Here is a 20,976-nt window from a genome sequence, read left to right on the forward strand (position 1 = left end):
GACAGTTTATCGCGCCGGACCATGCCCGGTTTCAGAACCGGCGTAAACCGCTGACCTCAGCTTTGCCGCAGGGCCGCGGCAGCGCGCGAACGACCCTCGATGGCGTCCCAGTTGCCGGCGCTGACATCGGCATCGGTGACGATCCAGCTGCCGCCGACGCAGATCACGTTGGGCAGGCTCAGGTAGCTCTGGGCGTTCTGGGGCGAGACGCCGCCGGTGGGGCAGAACTTGGCGCGGGGCAGGGGACCCGACAGCGATTTCAGCGCCGGGGCGCCGCCGACCGACTCGGCGGGGAAGAATTTCAGCATGTCATAGCCCGCATCCAGCGCCCGCATGATCTCGGACGCGGTAGCGCAGCCGGGCAGCAAGGGCAGGCCGATCTCGCTGCAGGCATCGATCAGCCGGTCGGTCAGGCCGGGCGAGACGGCGAAGGTCGCGCCTGCATCCTGCGCGCGTTTGGCATCATCGGGGGTCAGCACGGTGCCGGCACCGACATGGCCGCCTTCGACCTTGCTCATGGCGCGGATGGCGTCCAGCGCGGCCTCGGTCCGCAGCGTGATCTCCAGAACCGGCGTGCCGCCCGTCACCAGCGCCTGCGCCAGATCGGCAGCGCTGGCGGCGTTCTTGATGACGATGACCGGGATCACCGGGGCAAGTTCGCACAGCGCGCGGGATTTCTGCGATTGCTCTTGCGGGGTCATGGCAGCACCTTTCCGGATGGGTTCGGCCCGCAAATTGCGCCCATCGGTGCATCGATGCAAGGGCTGGGGTGCGAAAACTGTGACCGCTAACATGAATGCTGGCAGATGGGTCACAGGGGCGCTACCGGGCCGGTCCGTCGCGGCAATGTCGCTTTGCGCCATCCATCTGACGCAAATGCGCGGCTGACCCCTCGCCGGGCGACATAGGAGAGGGCCAAGACAGACAGGAGACCCGAGCATGGATGACGCAACCGAACGCACAGCAAGGGCCGGCGGCCGCAGAAGCGGGGGCGGCGCCACGCGCCGGGCCGAGCGCACCGCGACCCATATCGAATTCTCGCGCTTCATCACCCGCAACATCCCCAATCTCGAGATCCTGAACGACGAGGCCATCGAGATCATCGAGGCCAATGCCGAAACGGTGCTGCAAGAGATCGGCGTCAATTTCGTCGACAATCCGGGCGCGCTGCGGCTGTGGAAAGAAGCCGGGGCCGATGTCGATGGCGAACGCGTGCGCATCCCGAAGGGTCTGGCGCGCCAGCTCTGCCGGACCGCGCCGTCGCAGTTCACCCAGCACGCCCGCAACCCCGACCGCAATGTCGAGATCGGCGGCAAGAACCTGGTCCTCGCCCCGGTCTATGGCCCGCCCTTCGTGCGCGATCAGGCCGGTGGCCGTCGCTATGCCACCATCGCCGACTTCCGCAACTTCGTGAAGCTGGGCCAGATGTCGAAATGGCTGCACCATTCCGGCGGCACGGTCTGCGAACCGACCGATGTGCCGGTGAACAAACGCCATCTGGACATGCTGCACGCGCATATGACGCTGTCGGACAAGCCCTACATGGGTTCGGTCACCGAAGCCTCGCGGGCGGCGGATTCGGTCGAGATGTCGAAGCTTCTGTTCGGCGATGACTTCGTCGATCAGAACACGGTGATGACGAGCCTCATCAACATCAACTCGCCCCTGACCTTCGACGGCATCATGATGGGCGCGCTGGAGGTCTATGCCAAGGCCAATCAGGCCGCGATCATCAGCCCGTTCATCGTCGGCGGCGCCATGGCCCCGGTCAGCGTCGCGGGCACGCTGACGCAGGTTCTGGCCGAGGTGCTGGCGGGCGTGGCCTATAGCCAGCTGGTGCGCAAGGGCGCGCCGGTGATCTTTGGCGCCTTCGTCACCTCGATCGACATGAACTCGGGCGCGCCCACCTTCGGAACGCCCGAGGCGGCGCAGATCACCCTTGGCGCGGGCCAGCTGGCGCGGCGCCTGGGGCTGCCCTATCGCTCGGCCGGGTCGTTCTGCGGCTCGAAGCTGCCGGATGCGCAGGCGGCCTATGAGACGGCGAACAGCCTCAACATCGGCCTGATGTCGGGGGTGAACTTCATGCTGCACGCCTGCGGCTGGCTCGAGGGCGGGCTGGTCAGCTCCTACGAGAAATTCGTCATGGACGCCGATCAGCTGGGCATTCTGCATCGGCTGGCGGCAGGGGTGGATATTTCTGAGAACGGTCAGGCCATGGGGGCCATCCGCGAGGTCGGCCCGGGCGGTCACTATCTGGGCTCGGCCCATACCCAGGCCAATTTCAAGGAAGCCTTCTGGCGCACCGGGGTTCTGGACTACAAACCCTACGAGACCTGGGAAGAAGAGGGCGCCCGCGACACCGCGACGCTGGCCGCGCTGAAGGTCAAGAAGATGCTGGGCGAGTACCAGGCCCCGGATCTGGACCCGGCCAAGGCCGAGGCGCTGGCGGATTACGTGGCGCGCAAGAAGGCTGCGGTGCCTGACAGCTTCATGTGAGGTCGTGCAGCAGGCCCGGCCCGATGCGCGGGCGCAGCCCGCCGGGCCGGCGGCCGACCGCCCCCTCGGGCGGCCGCCTTGGTGATGCCGCGCGCCGAACAACCGTTCGATGTGATGGCGCCATAAAGGTGCGTTGATCAGCCGGTTCAGCGGCCACCCGGCGGTCGCCCGCCGGCCCTGCCCAGAAGCTTGAACAAACCCGATCTAAAGTGCTTGCATCCGCGCCCGTCCCGGCCTACATGCAGCGCACTTCACAGGCAGAGGCGGGCCAGTGCGGGAGAAATCCGCATGCGGTCCACCGGTTGGGGCAACTGCCCTGAATCCTCTGCCAAGGCGCAAACCGGAAAGGACATGGAATGGCGCTTCCCGAATTCACCATGCGTCAGCTCTTGGAAGCTGGCGTTCACTACGGTCACCAAACCCAGCGGTGGAATCCCCGCATGGGCCAGTATATCTATGGCGACCGCAACGGCATCCACATTCTGGACCTGACCCAGACCGTCCCGATGCTGGACCAGGCGCTGCGCGTCATCCGCGACACCGTTGCCAAGGGCGGCCGCGTGCTGTTCGTCGGCACCAAGCGGCAGGCGCAGAAATCGGTCGCGGAAGCTGCCGAGAAATCGGCGCAGTTCTACATGAACCACCGCTGGCTGGGTGGCACGCTGACCAACTGGAAAACCGTGTCGCAGTCGATCAACCGTCTGAAGGCCATCGACGAGACGATGGAATCGGGCGCCGAGGGCATGACCAAGAAAGAGCGTCTGGGTCTTGAGCGCGAGCAGGCCAAACTGCAGGCCTCGCTTGGTGGGATCCGCGAAATGGGCGGTCTGCCGGACCTGCTGTTCGTCATCGACGTGAACAAGGAAGACCTGGCCATCCTGGAAGCCAAGAAGCTGGGCATCCCGGTCGTCGCGGTGGTCGATACCAACTGCTCGCCCGAAGGCGTGGACTACATCATCCCGGGCAACGATGACGCCGCACGCGCCATCGCGCTCTATACCGACCTGGCCAGCCGCGCTGCCCTGGACGGCATGTCGGTCCAGATGGGCGCCGCCGGCGTCGACCTGGGCGCGCTGACCGAAGCGCCGGTCGAGGATCTGGACGACGAAGAAGCCGCCGTTGCTGCCGAAGCGCAGTCGGCTGCCGACGCCTGATCCGACCGTTGTGCCCCTGCGCCCCCGGGCGCGGGGCCAAGCAACACGACATCTGAATGTCATCAGGCGGGGATATGCCCCGCCTGACGCATTGATCCGAAGGAGATAATGACATGGCTATCACCGCTGCGATGGTGAAAGAGCTGCGCGAGACCACCGGCGCAGGCATGATGGACGCCAAGAAGGCGCTGACCGAAACCGACGGCAACATGGAAGCCGCCATCGACTGGCTGCGCACCAAGGGCCTGGCGAAAGCCGCCAAGAAAGCCGACCGCGTTGCCGCCGAAGGTCTGGTGGGCGTGCAGGTGACCGATGGCCGCGGTGTCGCCATCGAGATCAACTCGGAAACCGACTTCGTCGCCAAGAACGCTGATTTCCAGCAGATCGTGCGCGAGATCAGCGAAGTGGCGCTGGAAACCGCCAATGATGTCGAGGTGCTGCGCGCCACCCATCTGAACGGCAAGCCGGTTTCGGAAGTCCTGACCGACGCCATCGCCCGCATCGGCGAGAACATGACCCTGCGCCGGATGCATGTGCTGGAAGGCGATACCGTCGTCTCCTACGTGCACAACGCCGCCGCCGAAGGCATGGGCAAGATCGGCGTGCTGGTCGCGCTGACCGGTCCGGCCGACAAGGCGCAGGCCATCGGCAAGCAGTTTGCCATGCACATCGCCGCGACCAACCCCGTCTCGCTGTCGGAAGCCACCATGGACCCGGCCGCGCTGGAGCGTGAACTGCAGGTGCAGACCGCCAAGGCGCTGGAAGAGAACGCCGCCTCGGCCAAGCCGAAGCCGGAAGCCGTGATCCAGAACAACATCATTCCCGGCCGGATGAAGAAATTCGTCGCCGAGAACACGCTGCTGGGCCAGGCCTTCGTCATCAATCCCGACCTGACGGTCGAGCAGGCCGCGAAAGAGGCCGGCGTCGAGATCACCGGCTATGCCCGCGTGATGGTCGGCGACGGCATCGAGAAGAAGGAAGAGGATTTCGCTGCCGAGGTCGCCAAGACCCTCAGCGGAAACTGATCCTTCCGATCGCCTGAACAGAGTGACGCCGGTCCGCAAGGGCCGGCGTTTTTCGTTGTGCTCGGGCTGCGTGGCTGTTCGCGGGCGCCCGGGTCCGGTCCGGCCCGCCGTCACCGAAATTGCGATGCAGGCGAGCCTTCCTCCGGTCAGACCGGATACCGCCCAGGCCCGGGGTAATCCGGCCTACGGGCGAGTTCCTGGCACGTCGAAACGCACCACCACTCACGGAACCCCTAAAGTCTGCACCAGAGTTGCACACATTGAAACTGTGGCAAACCTTACCCTGAACCGCCCATTTCCACAGGGCGAATGAAGATCTGGTTACGCTGATGCGCCTTCAGAATCGCCTGCGCCGTGGTATGGGCATCCAGCGCATCGCGGGCCAGACGCAGGTGTTTCTCGATCGTGGTCGGCCCGACGCCCAGAATCTCGGCAATCTCGGACACGGTCTTGCCATAGGCCGCCCATTCCACCACCTCGCGCTGGCGCGGGGTTAACCGCGCCCGGCCCTTGGTCTGGGGCAGGGCGCAGGCGCGCAGGTGGAACACCCCGCTCAGCGCCATGACATCGCGCCCGACCTTCTGCCACAGCGCATCCGCGTCTGCCTGATCGGTGCCGTCGCCGGTCGACAGGACGATGGTGCCTGTCACCCGCGCCGAGAGGCCCAGAAGGCTGATCATCTGCCCGGCAAACACCCCGTGCTGGCGCATCAGCGCGATAAGCCGCTGGTTGTCCGGGGTCAGGTAGGGCTCGGCCTCGGGGCTGTCGACCCAGTTGCAGGGCAGCGATCCCTCGTTCTCGCGCGACCACAGGCCCCAGGGCGACTCGGTCAGGCGCGGGACGGTGCCGTTCAACTCGTCAAGGAAGGCCACCGGGAAGGTCGAGCGCCATTCCAGCTCGTCCGTCAGCCACAGCCGCGCCATGTCGGCGAAGCGGCGGGCGGAATAGAAGGTATGGGCAAAGCCAAGCTCGCGCATGAGCGTGACGAAGTTGTCCCACAGCTCGTCAGCCGAACCGGGTGCGAGTAACTTCTCGATCTCGCGACGCATAGGGGGGTGGGGCCCTGAACCTGAAAAGGAATTACATGCAAGATATGTATGTTATGACCGATTGAATGTCATCAGATTCGCGACGATCGCATGACAATTTGCGACGCGCGCTGTCTTGGCGCGCCGCCGTTCGGACATTCGGTTGATTTCGCTTGGGCCTAGCTTGCCCGGCTCCAGCGCGGCAGGTGCACGATCCAGGCCTCGCGCCGCATCCACAGCGCCGCGAGCGCCCAGAGCGCGAGGATCACCCCGGCATCGACCAGAATGCGGAAGCGGGCGAATTGCTCGGGGATCTGCAGTTGCAGCGCGTCGCCGATGACCGACAGCCAGACGCAGGCGATGAAGGACCAGAGCCCGCCCCGCCCGATCAGCGCCAGCGCCCGCCCGCCCGCCGTATCGGCCAGCCGCCCCAGCGGTGCCGACAGCACCGTCGCGGCCAGCCAGCTTGCGGCGAGGATCGAGACGAAGCGCGCCCCGTCCATCGACCATTTGTCGATCGGCCCAAGTGCCAGCTCCATCATGCCGCGCAGCGGCTTCGCCGGGGTGCCGAAATGCGCCAGCAGGTCGTAGAGCAGGCCGTAAGCCAGGATCACCGCGCTGATCGCGGTCAGCCAATTGGCATAGGGGCGCAACCGGGTCATCATCTCGTGGCGGAACAGGCCGATGGCGGTGCCGGCAAAGAACAACACCTGCCAGCCGAAGGGGTTGAACAGGAAACCGCCATCCGGCCGATGGTTCGGCAGCATCTGGTTCAGCGGCACCGCGACGACCCAGAGCAGCGCCGATCCGAGGGCGAATTGAACCGGCCAGCGGCGCAGCAGCGGCAGTGTCAGCGGCACGGTGGCGATCAGCACGACGTAAAGCGCCAGCACATCCAGCAGGTTCGGCTGCATCCACATGCTGCCCACGGCAGCGGCGAAGGCGGCGGGGGCCTCGACCACCATCCGGGCATATTCGTTCCAGATGGCCGTGTGCTTGAGGCCGACCTCCAGCAGCACGGCCGAGATCAGCGCCATGCTGAGCGCCCCCAGCAGCATGGCCCGCCAGACCTGGAAGGACCGGCGCAGGAAGCGCCATTGCGCCGCGCGCACCCCGTCGCGGTCCGAAACCTGTTTCCAGACCAGCCCGACGAGGAAGCCCGACAGCAGCACGAACAGCTCGGCCGCGTCGAACAGCGCGAAATTCGCCAGCGTCACGTCGCGCAGCATCGATACCGGCATGTGATCCAGCATGATGCAGACCAGCGCATAGCCGCGCAGCATGTCGAGCCAGTCGATCCGTTTCATTCCGCCAGGGCCGCCCATTGTTTCAACAGTACCGAAGAACTGACCAGAGCATCCAGTTCCCTCTCGGTGAGGAATTCCAGTGCCTGTCCGCGGGTTTCCGCCGCTGCGATCTTGGCGGCGGCGGAAATCTCGTCCAGCCGCTCGGCGGCGGGCCGTTCGGGCCGGGCCTCGTGCAGCAGCGCCAGATGTCGCGCCATCAGCGCCGGTTCATTGCCAAGCCGGGCCAGCACGTCGGTGCTGTCCGCCTTGATCCGCGCCGCCTGGAAATTGGCGGCCGACAGGATCACCGGGGTAGACAATTCCTCGGGCGTGCCCAGAAGCCCGCGCATCCGGGCGATGCGGCCAAAGACCGGGCTGGCGGACCAGCGGCTGATGGCGGGCGACAGGATCAGGCCCGCGAGGATCGGCGACAGCCAGATCAGCTGGCCCGGCGACATCCAGGCAAGCACCACCAGCGTCACCAGCCCCAGTGCCACATGCAGCCAGTGCAGGCTCAGCACGACATTCCAGGGCGGCATCGCCCCGGCGCGGACCTGTGCTTCCCAGCCACTGTCGCGGCCACGGAAGATGTCGAAGATCTGCCGGGTCTGGATCAGCATCTGCACCGGCGCGATCAGCGAGGACAGCAGGATCTCGAACAGCGCCGACATGATCAGGCGCAGCGAGCCGCCCGATGCCTTGGCCAGCGGACGCAGGCAGGCGCGGATGATGGCGATGAGTTTCGGCAGCAGCAGGAAGCCCATGGCGCTGATGAACAGCCACAGCATCCGCACCGGGTCGAAGACCGGCCAGTCGGGGAAGAGCTGGTAGGAGTTCGGGAAATACTGCGGCTGCGACAGCAGCACATTGGCCGACAGCGCCAGACCGACGAGGATCATGCCGAGCCAGATCGGCGACATCAGGAAGCCCATGATGCCGATCAGGAAATGCGCCCGGCTGATCATCGACAGCCCGCGCGCGCCGATCACCTTCAGGTGTTGCAGGTTGCCCTGCGCCCAACGCCGCTCGCGCACGGCATTGTCCTGCAGGGTCGGCGGCGAACCCTCGAAGCTTTGCCGCAGGTCATGGTCCAGCCGCACCTTCCAGCCCGCGCGCCGCATCAGCGCCGCCTCGACGAAGTCATGGCTGAGGATATGGCCGCCAAAGGGCGGGCGTCCCGGCAGTTCCGGCAGGCCGCAGCTTTCGGCAAAGGCGCGGGTGCGGATCATCGCGTTATGGCCCCAGAAATTGCCGTCATCGCCCGACCATGCGGCGACGCCCCGGGCGATGGCCGGGCCATAGATGCGGCCGGCGAACTGGGTCAGCCGGGCGAAGATGGTCTGCCCGCCGACCAGCATCGGCATGGTCTGGATCAGCCCCAGACCGGGATCGGCCGCCATCCGCGCCGACATGGTGGCAATGGTCTCGGCACCGACCAGGCTGTCGGCATCCAGCACCACCATCTGGTCATAGCGGCCGCCCCAGTTGCGGACGAAATCGGCGACGTTGCCGGCCTTGCGCCCGCTATTGTCGGCGCGGCGGCGATACCACACCGGCACCGGTGACAGGTCGCGCAGCTTGCTGATCGCCAGCGTCTCGGCCAGGTGCGATTGCGGGCGGCGGCTGTCGGAGAGGACGAAGATCTCGGCCCGCTCGCCCAGCCCCACGCGGTAGAGATCGCGCGCCAAGGCCACCAGAAGCCCCGCCGTATCGGCCGGGTCCTCGTGATAGACCGGCATGACCACGGCGATGCGCGCGGTGTTCGGCCCGGTGGGGGTGGTCAGCGGACGCGAGAAGGCACCGGCCAGCATCGAGGCGAAAGAAAAGCCGATCCATGTGAAGGTGACGGTGAACAGCGTCAGCAGGCAGGCCTGCAGCACGGTGACGTGATCGCCAAAGACCAGCCGCATCTGCAGCCCGCCGACAATGCCGATCAGCGCGCCGCCACCAAAGGCGACGATCCGCGCGGCCCCCACCTGCCAGCCGCCAAGGCGGCGCGGACCGGGGCCGCCCTCGGGCAGGCGGCGCAGGTCCTGCACCGGCATGTCGAGCGGCGCCAGCGGTGGAACCGGGGCCGAAACGGGCGAGGCGGTATGGCGCATCCGCGTCAATCCCGCGTCCAGCGCATGATCCAGGCTTCCGAGAGCGGACCGTCCGGGCCGTTCAGCCGCGCGGTGATGTCGGCCAGTTCGGCGCCATCGGAGAAGAAGTTGAAGGCGAGCCGCAGCCGGTTCTCTTCGGGCAGGCGCAGCCAATAGGGGTTGCGCACGCTGCCCGCCGTGGCGGTCACCTCGGGCACCGGGTCAGCGGTGGTGAACAGGTCCAGCGAGAAATCGACGACATAGGTCCGCGCCTTCGGATCGTTGATGGCGATGCCCGAGCGTGTCGCCAGCACCCGCGCCAGCGGCGCGTTGTCGGGCGGCAGGTCGGCAAAGACCAGGTCATAGGCGAAATCGTGGCGCTGGCCGGGCTGCAGGGGCTGCGCCGGCTGCCAGAAGCTGACGATATTGTCGTTGAACTCGTTCTCGACCGGGATCTCGACCAGGTTGACCGAACCCTCTCCCCAGCGGCCGCGCGGTTCGATCCAGGCCGAGGGGCGCAGGTCATAGCGGGCCTCGGCATCCTGGTATTCGGCAAAGGCACGCGAGCGCTGGACCAGCCCGAAGCCGCGCGGATTGCGGTCCTGGAAGGCCGAGATCTGCAGCCGGCTATGGGCCGAGAGGACGCGCCAGATGCGCTGGTCATCGCCGGTCAGCATCTGCAACCCGTCGCTGTCGTGGACGGCGGGGCGGTAATCATCGATCTGGGCGCGGTCGGCGGGGCCGAACCAGTACATCGAGGTCAGGGGCGCGATGCCGATCTGGGCGATCTCGACGCGCGGGAACAGCGCCGAGCGGGTGCGGAAAACGGTCTCGGCCCCCGGTTCGATGATGAATTCGTAAGCGCCCGAGACCGACTTGCTGTCCAGATGGGCATAGACGCGGACGCTGCGGTCATCCTCGGTCGGGCGGACGATCCAGAAGCTGCGGAAGATCGGGAATTCCTCGCCCTGCTGGCTGCCGGTGCCGATGGCGAGGCCACGCGCGGACAGCCCGTACTGGGTGCCGCGCGCGACGGCGCGGAAATAGCTGGCGCCCTGAAACACCGCCACCTCGTCCATCACGTCGGGACGGTTCAGCGGCGTGCGCAGCCGGAATCCCGACCAGCCCATATCGCCGATCTGGTCGAAATCGACGCCATCGGGGAACAGGTTCGAATCGAACTCGAACATGCGGGCGTCGAAGGGCAGGGGGCGGGCCACGCCATTTTCAACCATGTGGATGGCCACCGGCTCGTGGAAGATCAGTCCCGGCGGCAGAAGGTCCAGCGCGAATTCCGAATGTCCGGCCCAGGGATCGCGGTCCCGGCGGAAGCGGATGGCGCGGTACTGGTCATAGTTCAGATCGGCGAAACTGCCGGTCAGGGTCGAGGCCGGCGCCTCGTAGGCCTTGCCTGCGGCCTCCTCGGCGACGCGGACGACGGCCTCGAATCCGAAGCGCGGGGTTTCGGTCGCAGCCGGCGTCTGCGCCGATGCGGAACGGGTCATGGCCGCGAGGCCGGAAATGGCAGTCGCGGTGGTCAAGAAATCTCGGCGGTTCATCGGCTTCGCCCTGCGTGATCGCATTTTGCGCCGCTTATGCACCCACCATGTTTCAACGCAAGGGCCGAGCGTTCAAATCTGCGCGGCTTTGCGCCGATCCGTGGCCCGGCAGACGCGGTTTTTGGGGTGCTGGACCTTTCCCCCGGCCTCGTGCCAATAAGGTTCCACCCCCCAACAGACGAACGGATGAAGCGTCCCCGCCATGCCCTTTACCATCGCCATCGACGGACCCGCCGCCTCGGGCAAGGGCACCATCGCCCGCGCCCTGTCGCTGACCTTCGGGTTTCACCACCTGGATACCGGCCTTCTCTACCGCGCCACCGGGGCCAAGGGCGGCGATCCGGTGGCGGCGGCGCGGGGCCTGACGCCCGAGGACCTGGCCCGCGGCGATCTGCGCAGCGCCGAGGCCGGCCAAGCCGCCAGCCGTGTCGCGGCGATCCCCGAGGTGCGGGCGGCGTTGGTTGTTTTTCAACGGGAATTCGCCCGGCGCGAGCCCGGCGCGGTGCTGGACGGGCGCGACATCGGCACGGTGATCTGCCCCGAAGCCGAGGTGAAGCTGTTCGTCACCGCCTCGGACCTGGTGCGCGCCGGCCGGCGGGCGGCGGAACTGGGCGCCGATCCGGCCGAAATGCTGATCCAGCTGCGCGAACGCGATGCCCGCGACGCCTCGCGCGAGGCGGCACCGATGCGGCCGGCCGAGGATGCGCTGCTGCTCGATACCAGCGAGATGACCATCGAGGCGGCGGTGGCGAGTGCCGTTGCCGCAGTCCGGGTCGGTCTCGACCGCCGCAACGGGGCAGGGCAGTGACCCGCCATCTTTCAACGCGGCATTGAAAGTCTTCCGGGGCGGCACACGTTGTCGTCCGGACCCCGATCCCCCTATCCTGCCTGCCGGAGTGCGGCCCGTTCCGAGGCTGCGAGGGAGAGAAAAGTGGACAGATTCTTCAAGCTTGCCGAACATGGCACCACGGTCAGGACCGAGCTTATCGCCGGGTTCACCACGTTCCTGACCATGGCCTATATCATCTTCGTCAACCCCGACATCCTGTCCTCGACCGGGATGGACCGGAACGCCGTCTTCGTCGCCACCTGCCTTGCCGCCGCCGTCGGCTCGCTGGTCATGGCGCTGTGGGCCAACTGGCCCATCGGCATGGCGCCGGGCATGGGGCTGAACGCCTTCTTCGCCTTCACCGTCGTCGGCGCCATGGGCTTTACCTGGCAACAGGCGCTTGGCGCGGTGTTCATCTCGGGCCTGATCTTTCTGTTCCTCTCGGCCACGGGCATCCGGCGCTGGCTGATCGCGGGCATCCCGACCTCGATGCGCAGCGCCATCGCTGCCGGTATCGGGTTGTTCCTTGCCATCATCGCGATGAAATCCTCGGGCCTGATCGTGGCCAGCCCCGCCACCTTCGTGACCCTTGGCGACCTGACAGCCACCGGCACGCTGCTGACCATTGCCGGGTTCTTCATCATCGCCGCGCTCGATGCGTTGCAGGTCAAGGGCGCCATCCTGATCGGCATCCTGGTCATCACCGTGGCCTCGATCCTGCTGGGCGTCAGCGAGTTCGGGGGGCTGATGTCGGCGCCGCCCTCGATCGCGCCGACCTTCCTGCAGCTCGACGTGATGGGCGCGCTGAGCTTCGGCATCTTCCATGTCGTGCTGGTCATGGTGCTGGTCGAGGTCTTCGACGCCACCGGCACGCTGATCGGCGTGGCAAAGCGGGCGGGCCTCTTGACCGAGGGGCCGGCGCATCAGAACAAGGGCCTCAGCCGGGCGCTGATGGCCGACTCGACCGCGATCTTGGCCGGTTCGCTCTTGGGCACCTCCTCGACCACCGCCTATGCCGAAAGCGCCTCGGGCGTGGCGGCGGGCGGGCGCACCGGGCTGACCGCGCTGGTGGTGGCCGGGCTGTTCCTGCTGGCGATGTTCTTCGCCCCGCTGGCCGGATCGGTGCCGGTCTATGCCACCGCCCCGGCGCTCCTCTATGTCGCCAGCCTGATGGTGCGCGAGCTGACCGAGATCGACTTCAAGGACGTGACCGAAAGCGCCCCGGCGGTGCTGACCGCGATTGCCATGCCCTTCACCTATTCCATCGCCAACGGTCTGGCCTTCGGCTTCGTCAGCTATGCGGTGCTGAAACTGCTGACCGGGCGGGCGCGTGACGTTCATGCGGCGACCTGGATTGTGGCGGGCCTCTTCGTCATCAAGTTCGCCTTCTTCCCCGAGGGCTGAGCCCAGCCAAGGGGGAAGCAGAGCGGCCGCCCGGACCTCCCCGGCGGCCGCTTTTTGCAATGTCAGCCTTGCCAGCGCGACGGCCCGCGTCGTAAGCGGCCTGCACGAAATCCGTGCAATCCGAGATCAGCCCCCGATGATCCAGCCTGTCAGATGGGCCCTGCGCGCCATTGGCCCTGCCATCCCGCCGGTGAACCCGGTCGAGGCCGCGCGCGCCGGTCTGGGTGCGCTGGTCGGTCTGGCCGTGGCCGGGCTGTTCCTTCTGTCACCGGCCACCGATTTCCAGCTTGGGCTTTATCTCATCGCCCCCTTCGGCGCGACCTCGGTGCTGGTCTTCGCGGTGCCGAGCAGCCCTTTGGCGCAGCCCTGGTCGGCGGTGGTCGGCAATACCGCCTCGGCCCTTGTGGCGGTGGCGGTCTGCGCGCTGGTGGCCGATCCGGCGCTGCGGGTGGCGCTGGCGGTGGGGCTGGCGATCACGGTGATGATCCTGTTGCGCGCGCTGCACCCGCCGGGCGGGGCGGTGGCGATGACGGCGGCGCTGAGCCCCGAGGCGATGGAGCGGCTGGGGTTCTGGTTCGCGCTGTCGCCAGTGGCGGCGGGGACGCTGCTTCTGGTGGTGGTGGCGGCGGTCTATGCCAGCCTGACCGGCCGGCGCTATCCCTTCCGCCAGTTCGACGAGGTGAACCCGCATGGCACCCATGACCACAATCCGGTCGAGCGCCTGGGTCTCAGCGAGGCCGAACTGACCGATATCCTGACCCAATACCGCCAGTCGCTGAACCTCGGCGTCGAGGACCTGGCCCGGCTGATCGCCGCCGCCGAGATGCAGGCGGCCAGCCACCAGACCGGCCCGCTGACCGCCGGAGATATCATGTCGCGCGATCTGGTGACGGTCGGTCCCGAGGCGCGTCTGGGTCAGGTCGCCGATGAGTTCCGTCGCCACGGCTTCACCTCGCTGCCGGTGGTCGGGGCGGACATGACCTTCCTGGGGGTGATCTTCCAGATCCACCTGATCCGCCGCGCCCGTCGCGATGCCTTCGGCCTGCAATCGGGCTTCCGCAGCGCGCTGGCGCGGCTGGTCAGGCGCGACACCCCGGTCGAGGCGCAGGACATCATGGTGGTGAACGGCCCCCATGCCACGCCGGAGATGCCGGTGGCGGCGCTGCTGCCGATGATGGCCGAGGGCAGCATCGATGCGGTGCCGGTGCTGGACGGGCGGCGCATCGTTGGCATCGTTACCCGCACCGACCTGATCGCGGCACTGGCGCGGCAGAGCCTGCGCCAACCCGCAATCTGAGGGTCAGAGCCGCTCGCCCCCCAAGGCCTGCGACAGATCCCCCGCCGCCGAAACCACCGCCGCGCCAAGCGTCTTGATGTGTTCGGCGCCGATCCGATGGGTCGGGCCGCTGACGCTGAGCCCGGCGATCGCCTCGCCGGTCAGATCGAAGACCGGGGCGGCGATGCAGCGCATCCCGCGCGTGCGCTCCTCGTCATCGACCGAGAAGCCGCGATGGCGGATGCGGGCCAGATCGGCATCCAGCGCCTCGGGCGTCACCAGCGTCTTGTCGGTGAAGCGTTTCAGCCCCGGCCCGTCCAAGAGCTCGCGCAGCGCCGCATCGCGGCCAAAGGCCAAGAGCGCCTTGCCAATCCCCGAGGCGTGCAGGGGCGAGCGGGTGCCGGGCGGGAAGAAGGCGCGGATCGTCTCATGCGTTTCGATCTGGCTGAGAAACAGCACGGAATCGCCGTTCAGGATGCCCAGGTTGGCGGTCTCGCCGGTATGTTCCATCAGCGCCCGCAGGATCGGCCGGGCGCGCTCGACAATGCCGGCGCGGCGCATGAAGGCGGTGCCAAGCCGGAAGGTCGCCGGGCCGATATGCCAGCTTTGCGTCGCCGTATCCTGTTCGGTCATGCCGCGCTGCGCCAGCGCGTTCAGCATCCGGTGGACGGTCGAGGGCGCCTGATCGCTGCGCTCGGCCACCTCGCTCAGCGTCAATCCGTTGCTGGCGGCCAGCAGGTCTAGGATGTCCAGCGCGCGATCCAGCGCCTGAATGGTGGCGGGGGATTCGGCGCCACCCTTGGGGCGGCCGCGCTTGCGGGTCGGTTGTGCCATGTTCTTCCGCTCGTAAAGAGAGCTTCAAAATTATGGCGAAAATCGACATTCACAAGCGGAAAAGCGGAAGCCGTTGTTATCGCGCGATGAATCGGCATATTTCCGCCAATCGGAAATATTTTTCAGAAAAATTGCGCCTCTGGGCAGCCCCGCGTTATCCTGCGATCAACCTGAAGGAGGATCGTCATGAGCACCCAGAACCCCGTCTTCATTCCCGGCCCGACCAACATCCCCGAGGTGCTGCGCAAGGCCGTGGACATGCCGACGATCGACCACCGCAGCCCGGTCTTCGGCAAGATCCTGCATCCCGCGCTGGAAGGCGTGAAGAAGGTGCTGAAAACCGAGAAGGGCCAGATCTTCGTCTTCCCCTCGACCGGAACCGGTGGCTGGGAAACCGCGATCAGCAACACGCTGTCGCCCGGCGACAAGGTTCTGGCCACCCGCAACGGCATGTTCAGCCATCGCTGGATCGACATGTGCCAGCGCCACGGCCTCGACATGAACGTCGTCACCCAGGAGTGGGGCGATGGCGTTCCCGCCGACAGGTTCGAAGAGATCCTGACAGCTGACAAGAACCACGAGATCAAGGCGGTTCTGGCGACGCATAACGAGACCGCGACCGGCGTGCGTTCCGACATTGCCGCCGTCCGCCGCGCGCTGGATGCGGCCGGCCACCCGGCGCTGCTTCTGGTCGACGGGGTCAGCTCGATCGCCTGCTATGATTTCCGCATGGACGAATGGGGCGTCGATATTGCCGTCACCGGCAGCCAGAAGGGCTTCATGCTGCCGCCGGGTCTGGCGATCGTCGGCTTCTCGCCGAAGGCCATGGCTGCGGTCGAGACGGCGAAACTGCCGCGCACCTTTTTTGACATCCGCGACATGGCCAAGGGCTATGCCGCCAACGGCTTCCCCTATACCCCGCCGGTCGGCCTCTTGAACGGGCTGAACGTCGCCTGCGAGATGCTGCTGGACGAGGGGCTGGAGAATGTCTTTGCCCGCCATAACCGCATCGCCGAGGGTGTGCGCCAGGCCGTCTTTGCCTGGGGGATGCAGCTTTGTGCCAAGCGGCCCGAGCTATACTCGGACAGCGTCAGCGCCATCCGCGTGCCGGAAGGGTTCGATGCCAACAAGATCGTCAGCCATGCGCTGAACGCCTATGGCGTCGCCTTCGGCACCGGGCTTGGCGATGTCGCCGGCAAGGTCTTCCGCATCGGCCACCTGGGCAGCCTGACCGATGTCATGGCGCTGTCGGGCATCGCCACGGCGGAAATGGTCATGGCCGATCTGGGTCTGCCGGTGAAACTGGGCAGCGGCGTCGCCGCCGCGCAGGAGCATTACCGCCAGAGCCTCGCCAGCGCCCAGAAGGCTGCCGCGTGATGAAGGACGCCAAGATGTATATTCCCAGCTATGACGACATGCTGGCCGCGCATGAGCGGATCAAGCCGCATATCCGCCGCACGCCGGTCCGGGTGTCAGATTACCTGAACGGTCTCAGCGGCGCGCAGCTGTTCTTCAAATGCGAGAATTTCCAGGAGCCGGGGGCCTTCAAGGTCCGCGGTGCCTCGAACGCGGTCTTCGGTCTCGACGAGGCGCAGGCGGCAAAGGGCGTCGCCACCCACAGCTCGGGCAACCATGCCTCCTGTCTCAGCTATGCGGCGATGCTGCGTGGCATCCCTTGCAACGTGGTCATGCCGCGCACCGCGCCGCAGGCCAAGAAGGACACCGTGCGCCGCTATGGTGGCGTCATCACCGAATGCGAGCCCTCGACCTCTGCGCGCGAGGAAGCCTTCGCCAAGGTGCAGGCCGCAACCGGGGGCGATTTCGTCCATCCCTATAACGACCCGCGCGTGATCGCCGGGCAGGGGACCTGCGCCAAGGAGTTGATCGAACAGACCGACGGCCTCGACATGGTGATTGCACCCATCGGCGGCGGCGGCATGATCTCGGGCACCTGCCTGACGCTGTCGACGCTGGCGCCCGAGACGCAGGTGATCGCCGCCGAGCCGGAAACGGCTGACGACGCCTATCGCAGCTTCAAGGCCGGCCACATCATCGCCGATGACGCCCCGAAAAGCATCGCGGATGGGTTGTTGGTGCCGCTGAAGGACCTGACCTGGCATTTCGTGTCGAACAACGTCTCCGAGATCTTCACCGCCTCCGAGACCGAGATCGTCGATGCGATGAAGCTGATCTGGAAGCATCTGCGCGTAGTGGCGGAACCCAGCAGTTCCGTGCCGCTGGCCTGCATCCTGAAAAATCCCGAATTCTTCGCCGGCAAGCGCGTCGGCATCATCATCACCGGCGGCAATGTCGATCTCGACAAGCTGCCCTGGATCTGAGGACGAAACCGATGAACGCACCCGTGAATTTTGAAGGTCTGGAAGTCGGCTATGACGTGCCTGCGCTGCCGGGCATGGACGAGAAGGACATCCAGACGCCCTGTCTGATCCTCGATCTGGACGCGCTGGAACGCAACATCAAGAAGATGGGCGACTATGCCAAGGCGCATGGGATGCGCCACCGCAGCCACGGCAAGATGCACAAGTCGGTCGATGTGCAGAAGCTTCAGGAAAAGCTGGGCGGGGCGGTTGGCGTCTGCTGCCAGAAGGTCTCCGAGGCCGAGGTCTTCGCCCGTGGCGGGATCAAGGACATCCTGGTGTCGAACCAGGTCCGCGATGCGCAGAAGATCGACCGTCTGGCACGCCTGCCGAAATTCGGCTCTAAGATCATCGTCTGCGTCGATGACCTGGCCAATGTCGCCGACCTGTCGGCGGCGGCGCAGAAGCATGGCACCGAACTGGGCGTTTTCGTCGAAATCGATTGCGGCGCCGGTCGCTGCGGGGTGAAGACCGCCGAGGCCGTGGTCGAGATCGCGCAGGCTGTCGAGGCTGCCCCGAACCTGACATTCGTCGGCATCCAGGCCTATCAGGGCGCGATGCAGCACATGGACAGCTATGCCGACCGCAAGGCCAAGCTGGATGCGGCCATCGCGCAGGTGGCCGAGGCCGTTGACGCGCTGAAGGCCGTGGGCATCACCCCGGAACTGGTTTCGGGCGGCGGCACCGGCAGCTACTATTTCGAAAGCGCCTCGGGCGTCTATAACGAGCTTCAGTGCGGCTCCTATGCCTTCATGGATGCCGATTACGGCCGCATCCTCGACGAGAACGGCCAGCGCATCGACCGGGGCGAATGGGAAAACGCGCTGTTCATCCTGACCTCGGTCATGAGCCACGCGAAAGCCGACAAGGCGATCTGCGATGCCGGTCTGAAGGCGCAGTCGGTCGATAGCGGCTTGCCGGTCATCTATGGCCGCGACGATGTGAAATACATCAAGTGCAGCGACGAGCATGGCGTGATCGAGGACGCCAATGGCGTCCTCAAGGTGAACGACAAGCTGCGGCTGGTGCCGGGCCATTGCGATCCGACCTGCAACGTCCATGACTGGTATGTCGGTGTGCGGAACGGCAAGGTCGAAACGCTGTGGCCGGTCTCGGCGCGCGGGAAGGCCTATTGATGTGGGTCGTTCCTGAAAGCGAGATCGCCGGGCTGATGACGCCCGAAGCGGCCTTCGATGCGGTCGAGGCGGTCTTCGCCTCGATGGCGCGGGGCGAGGCCTATAACTTCCCCGTGGTGCGCGAGGCCATCGGCCATGAGGACGCGCTTTACGGCTTCAAGGGCGGCTTCGACCGCGCGGCGCTGAACCTCGGGCTGAAGGCCGGGGGTTACTGGCCGAACAACCAGAAACACGGGCTCATCAACCATCAGTCCACCGTGTTTCTCTTCGATGCCGATACCGGCAAGGTCGCGGCGGCGGTGGGTGGCAACCTGCTGACCGCGCTGCGCACGGCGGCCTCCAGCGCCATCTCGATCAAGCATCTGGCGCCCGCAGGCGCGGAAGTGCTGGGCATGATCGGCGCTGGCCACCAGGCGCAGTTCCAGCTGCGTTCGGCGGCGGCCAGTGGCCGGTTCACCCGCGTCTTGGGCTGGAACCCGCATCCCGAGATGCTGGCGCGCCTTGGCGAGACGGCGGCAGAGCTGGGCCTGCCCTTCGAGGCGGTCGAGCTGGACCGGCTGGGCGCTGAGGCGGACGTGATCATCTCGATCACCTCGGCCTTCTCGCCGCTGCTTCTCGACGCGCATGTGAAGGGTCCGACCCATATCGCCGCCATGGGCACCGACACCAAGGGCAAGCAGGAACTGGACCCGGCGCTGGTCGCGCGGGCGCGGCTGTTCACCGACGAGCTTGCCCAATCGCTGAGCATCGGGGAATTCCAGCATGCCAGCGCGCAGAACCTGATTTCCGACAGCGATGTCACCGCGATCGGCCGGGTCATCACCGGCGATCACGAGGGGCGCGGCGATGCGGAAATCACCATCTTCGACGGCACCGGCGTCGGCCTGCAGGACCTTGCGGTCGCTGCCGCCGTGGTCGAGCTGGCACGGCAACAGGGAAAGGCCCAAAAGGTCGATATCTGATATTATCCGAGTGACATCGGTGGAATGGGAGGTCCGCAATGTCTGACGCTACATACCAGCCCATGGGAGGGGTTCATCCGGTGGATGAACGCCTGCCCACGGGGAAATTGATTACCTTGGGCTTCCAGCATGTGCTGGTGATGTATGCCGGCGCCATCGCCGTGCCGCTGATCGTGGGCCGGGCGCTGCAACTGTCGCCCGAGGAGGTGGCCTTCCTGATCTCGGCCGACCTCTTCGTCTGCGGCGTGGCGACGCTGATCCAGAGCATGGGGATGACCCAGTATTTCGGCATCAAGCTGCCGGTCATGATGGGCGTGACCTTTGCCGCCGTCGGCCCGATGGTCGCCATTGCCGGCCAGAACCCGGGGCAGGAGGGGGCGCGGGCACTGTTCGGTGCCATCATCGCGGCGGGGGCGATTGCCATTCTTCTGGCACCGCTGATCAGCCGGATGCTGCGCTTCTTCCCGCCGGTTGTGACCGGCACGGTGATCCTTGCGATTGGCATCAGCCTCATGCCCATCGGCATCAACTGGATCTTTGGCCTGCAGGTCGGCCCGACCGCGCCCATGGTCGTCGATCCGGCGCAGCAGGCCTGGCTGGAGGGCGCCATCGCCGCCGGCGGCGTGCCCGAGGGGGTGAAGCTTGCCGCCAGCGTGCCGAACCCGCTTTACGCCAATGGCGGCAACATGCTGATCGCGGTGCTGGTGCTGGGCACGATCCTTGCGGTCTCGCGGCTGGCCACCGGCTTCCTGTCGAACATTTCGGTGCTGATCGGCATCGTGGTCGGCGGGATCGCTGCCGCCTCGATGGGGATGATGCATTTCGACAAGGTCGGCGAGGCCAGCTGGTTCGCCATCATCAAGCCCTTCCATTTCGGCATGCCCACCTTTGACCCGATCATGGTGCTGACCATGGTGCTCGTGATGATCGTGGTGATGATCGAGTCGACCGGGATGTTCCTGGCGCTTTCCGAGATGTGCAAGAAGCCCGTCAACCAGAAGACGCTGGCCGCCGGTCTGCGCGCCGATGGGCTGGGAACGATGCTGGGCGGGATCTTCAACACCTTCCCCTATACGTCCTTCTCGCAGAATGTCGGGCTGGTCGGCGTCACCGGCATCCGCTCGCGCTATGTCTGCGTCGCCGGGGGCCTGATCATGATCGTGCTGGGGCTGATCCCGAAGATGGGTGCGCTGGTCGAAAGCCTGCCGACCACGGTTCTGGGCGGCGCCGGTCTGGTGATGTTCGGCATGGTGGCGGCAACCGGGGTGCGCATCCTCAGCCGCGTCGACTTCGCCAGCAACCGCAACAACCTGTTCGTGGTGGCGATCTCGATCGGCATGGCGATGATCCCGCTGGTGGCGCCGAACTTCCAGCAATGGTTGCCCCATGGCATCCACCCGCTGATCCATTCGGGGATCCTGTTGGCAGCAATCAGCGCGGTGTTCCTGAACTGGTTCTACAACGGCGCGCCCTCGGTCAACGAGGACGAGCTGGCGGCGGCCGGAAAGCTGGCCGACCACTGAACCAA

The 20,976-nt window shown here is 66.3% G+C and carries 17 protein-coding genes; 11 read left to right on the forward strand and 6 right to left on the reverse strand.

The genetic code is table 11. The annotated features are described in order from the left end of the window. Window positions 1-56: 56 nt before the first annotated feature. Window positions 57-701, reverse strand: a complete 645-nt coding sequence (gene eda, locus Q1A36_RS06675) for a bifunctional 4-hydroxy-2-oxoglutarate aldolase/2-dehydro-3-deoxy-phosphogluconate aldolase (protein WP_299841275.1) — start codon at window positions 699-701, stop codon at window positions 57-59. Window positions 702-939: 238 nt separating this feature from the next. On the opposite strand from eda, the gene Q1A36_RS06680 reads away from it, so the two are divergent. The 3 genes from Q1A36_RS06680 to tsf all read left to right on the forward strand — a co-directional run bounded on the left by Q1A36_RS06680 (window position 940) and on the right by tsf (window position 4,675). Further along, window positions 940-2,496: a trimethylamine methyltransferase family protein gene (locus tag Q1A36_RS06680; RefSeq protein WP_299841277.1), complete on the forward strand. Its 1,557-nt coding sequence runs from the start codon at window positions 940-942 to the stop codon at window positions 2,494-2,496. 356 nt (window positions 2,497-2,852) lie between these two features. Continuing rightward, complete coding sequence (gene rpsB, locus Q1A36_RS06685) at window positions 2,853-3,650, forward strand: 30S ribosomal protein S2 (RefSeq protein WP_299841279.1); 798 nt, start codon at window positions 2,853-2,855, stop codon at window positions 3,648-3,650. 113 nt (window positions 3,651-3,763) lie between these two features. Next, the gene (gene tsf / locus Q1A36_RS06690; protein WP_299841280.1) at window positions 3,764-4,675 is read left to right on the forward strand and encodes a translation elongation factor Ts; all 912 of its coding nucleotides are present in this window, start codon (window positions 3,764-3,766) and stop codon (window positions 4,673-4,675) included. Between the two features lie 278 nt (window positions 4,676-4,953). Here tsf and Q1A36_RS06695 read toward each other — a convergent pair whose 3' ends face one another. The 4 genes from Q1A36_RS06695 to Q1A36_RS06710 all read right to left on the reverse strand — a co-directional run bounded on the left by Q1A36_RS06695 (window position 4,954) and on the right by Q1A36_RS06710 (window position 10,575). Further along, window positions 4,954-5,724 (reverse strand): LuxR family transcriptional regulator, encoded by a 771-nt coding sequence (locus Q1A36_RS06695; RefSeq protein WP_299841281.1) that lies wholly within the window; start codon window positions 5,722-5,724, stop codon window positions 4,954-4,956. Window positions 5,725-5,882: 158 nt separating this feature from the next. Further along, window positions 5,883-7,010: an OpgC domain-containing protein gene (opgC, locus tag Q1A36_RS06700; protein ID WP_299841284.1), complete on the reverse strand. Its 1,128-nt coding sequence runs from the start codon at window positions 7,008-7,010 to the stop codon at window positions 5,883-5,885. Then, window positions 7,007-9,091: a glucans biosynthesis glucosyltransferase MdoH gene (gene mdoH, locus Q1A36_RS06705; protein WP_299841286.1), complete on the reverse strand. Its 2,085-nt coding sequence runs from the start codon at window positions 9,089-9,091 to the stop codon at window positions 7,007-7,009. Before mdoH ends, opgC begins: the two co-directional genes overlap by 4 nt. A 5-nt stretch (window positions 9,092-9,096) precedes the next feature. After that, complete coding sequence (locus Q1A36_RS06710; RefSeq protein WP_299841288.1) at window positions 9,097-10,575, reverse strand: glucan biosynthesis protein; 1,479 nt, start codon at window positions 10,573-10,575, stop codon at window positions 9,097-9,099. A gap of 256 nt (window positions 10,576-10,831) precedes the next feature. Between Q1A36_RS06710 and Q1A36_RS06715 the strand changes: the two genes are divergently transcribed. The 3 genes from Q1A36_RS06715 (at window position 10,832) to Q1A36_RS06725 (ending at window position 14,159) form a co-directional block, all read left to right on the forward strand. Beyond that, the gene (locus Q1A36_RS06715; RefSeq protein WP_299841290.1) at window positions 10,832-11,437 is read left to right on the forward strand and encodes a (d)CMP kinase; all 606 of its coding nucleotides are present in this window, start codon (window positions 10,832-10,834) and stop codon (window positions 11,435-11,437) included. Between the two features lie 123 nt (window positions 11,438-11,560). Next, window positions 11,561-12,862 carry an NCS2 family permease gene (locus Q1A36_RS06720; protein WP_299841292.1) on the forward strand — a complete coding sequence of 434 codons (1,302 nt, stop codon included), beginning with the start codon at window positions 11,561-11,563 and terminating at the stop codon, window positions 12,860-12,862. 136 nt (window positions 12,863-12,998) lie between these two features. Continuing rightward, complete coding sequence (locus tag Q1A36_RS06725; protein WP_299841294.1) at window positions 12,999-14,159, forward strand: HPP family protein; 1,161 nt, start codon at window positions 12,999-13,001, stop codon at window positions 14,157-14,159. 3 nt (window positions 14,160-14,162) lie between these two features. Here the strand turns inward: Q1A36_RS06725 and bhcR are convergent, their stop codons facing one another. Further along, window positions 14,163-14,972 (reverse strand): HTH-type transcriptional regulator BhcR, encoded by an 810-nt coding sequence (gene bhcR / locus Q1A36_RS06730; protein WP_299841296.1) that lies wholly within the window; start codon window positions 14,970-14,972, stop codon window positions 14,163-14,165. Window positions 14,973-15,158: 186 nt separating this feature from the next. Here bhcR and bhcA point away from each other — a divergent pair, with 186 nt between their 5' ends. The 5 genes from bhcA to Q1A36_RS06755 are packed head-to-tail and all read left to right on the forward strand — an operon-like array spanning window position 15,159 to window position 20,971. Next, window positions 15,159-16,349 carry an L-aspartate--glyoxylate aminotransferase BhcA gene (gene bhcA / locus Q1A36_RS06735; RefSeq protein WP_299841298.1) on the forward strand — a complete coding sequence of 397 codons (1,191 nt, stop codon included), beginning with the start codon at window positions 15,159-15,161 and terminating at the stop codon, window positions 16,347-16,349. After that, window positions 16,349-17,311, forward strand: coding sequence for a beta-hydroxyaspartate dehydratase BhcB (gene bhcB, locus Q1A36_RS06740; RefSeq protein WP_299841300.1), 963 nt, complete (start codon window positions 16,349-16,351; stop codon window positions 17,309-17,311). The genes bhcA and bhcB overlap by 1 nt, the downstream gene beginning before the upstream one ends. A gap of 11 nt (window positions 17,312-17,322) precedes the next feature. Beyond that, a complete protein-coding gene (gene bhcC / locus Q1A36_RS06745; protein WP_299841302.1) occupies window positions 17,323-18,486 on the forward strand; it encodes a 3-hydroxy-D-aspartate aldolase BhcC in 1,164 nt (387 codons plus the stop codon). Continuing rightward, window positions 18,486-19,448 (forward strand): iminosuccinate reductase BhcD, encoded by a 963-nt coding sequence (gene bhcD, locus Q1A36_RS06750; RefSeq protein WP_299841304.1) that lies wholly within the window; start codon window positions 18,486-18,488, stop codon window positions 19,446-19,448. Before bhcC ends, bhcD begins: the two co-directional genes overlap by 1 nt. Before the next feature lie 38 nt (window positions 19,449-19,486). Then, window positions 19,487-20,971, forward strand: coding sequence for a nucleobase:cation symporter-2 family protein (locus Q1A36_RS06755; RefSeq protein WP_299841306.1), 1,485 nt, complete (start codon window positions 19,487-19,489; stop codon window positions 20,969-20,971). The last annotated feature ends 5 nt before the right edge of the window (window positions 20,972-20,976 follow it).

Origin of the sequence: uncultured Paracoccus sp., from assembly GCF_947487305.1 — a bacterium.
In the GTDB taxonomy this organism is placed as follows: domain Bacteria; phylum Pseudomonadota; class Alphaproteobacteria; order Rhodobacterales; family Rhodobacteraceae; genus Paracoccus.

Coding starts and splice junctions, on each gene's coding strand:
- tsf (WP_299841280.1), top strand. CDS start 3,764: ATGGCTATCACCGCTGCGATGGTGAAAGAGCTGCGCGAGACCACCGGC.
- bhcC (WP_299841302.1), top strand. CDS start 17,323: ATGAACGCACCCGTGAATTTTGAAGGTCTGGAAGTCGGCTATGACGTG.
- bhcR (WP_299841296.1), bottom strand. CDS start 14,972: ATGGCACAACCGACCCGCAAGCGCGGCCGCCCCAAGGGTGGCGCCGAA.
- Q1A36_RS06695 (WP_299841281.1), bottom strand. CDS start 5,724: ATGCGTCGCGAGATCGAGAAGTTACTCGCACCCGGTTCGGCTGACGAG.
- Q1A36_RS06755 (WP_299841306.1), top strand. CDS start 19,487: ATGTCTGACGCTACATACCAGCCCATGGGAGGGGTTCATCCGGTGGAT.
- opgC (WP_299841284.1), bottom strand. CDS start 7,010: ATGAAACGGATCGACTGGCTCGACATGCTGCGCGGCTATGCGCTGGTC.
- mdoH (WP_299841286.1), bottom strand. CDS start 9,091: ATGCGCCATACCGCCTCGCCCGTTTCGGCCCCGGTTCCACCGCTGGCG.
- Q1A36_RS06680 (WP_299841277.1), top strand. CDS start 940: ATGGATGACGCAACCGAACGCACAGCAAGGGCCGGCGGCCGCAGAAGC.
- rpsB (WP_299841279.1), top strand. CDS start 2,853: ATGGCGCTTCCCGAATTCACCATGCGTCAGCTCTTGGAAGCTGGCGTT.
- eda (WP_299841275.1), bottom strand. CDS start 701: ATGACCCCGCAAGAGCAATCGCAGAAATCCCGCGCGCTGTGCGAACTT.
- bhcB (WP_299841300.1), top strand. CDS start 16,349: ATGAAGGACGCCAAGATGTATATTCCCAGCTATGACGACATGCTGGCC.
- bhcD (WP_299841304.1), top strand. CDS start 18,486: ATGTGGGTCGTTCCTGAAAGCGAGATCGCCGGGCTGATGACGCCCGAA.
- Q1A36_RS06710 (WP_299841288.1), bottom strand. CDS start 10,575: ATGACCCGTTCCGCATCGGCGCAGACGCCGGCTGCGACCGAAACCCCG.
- Q1A36_RS06725 (WP_299841294.1), top strand. CDS start 12,999: ATGATCCAGCCTGTCAGATGGGCCCTGCGCGCCATTGGCCCTGCCATC.
- bhcA (WP_299841298.1), top strand. CDS start 15,159: ATGAGCACCCAGAACCCCGTCTTCATTCCCGGCCCGACCAACATCCCC.
- Q1A36_RS06715 (WP_299841290.1), top strand. CDS start 10,832: ATGCCCTTTACCATCGCCATCGACGGACCCGCCGCCTCGGGCAAGGGC.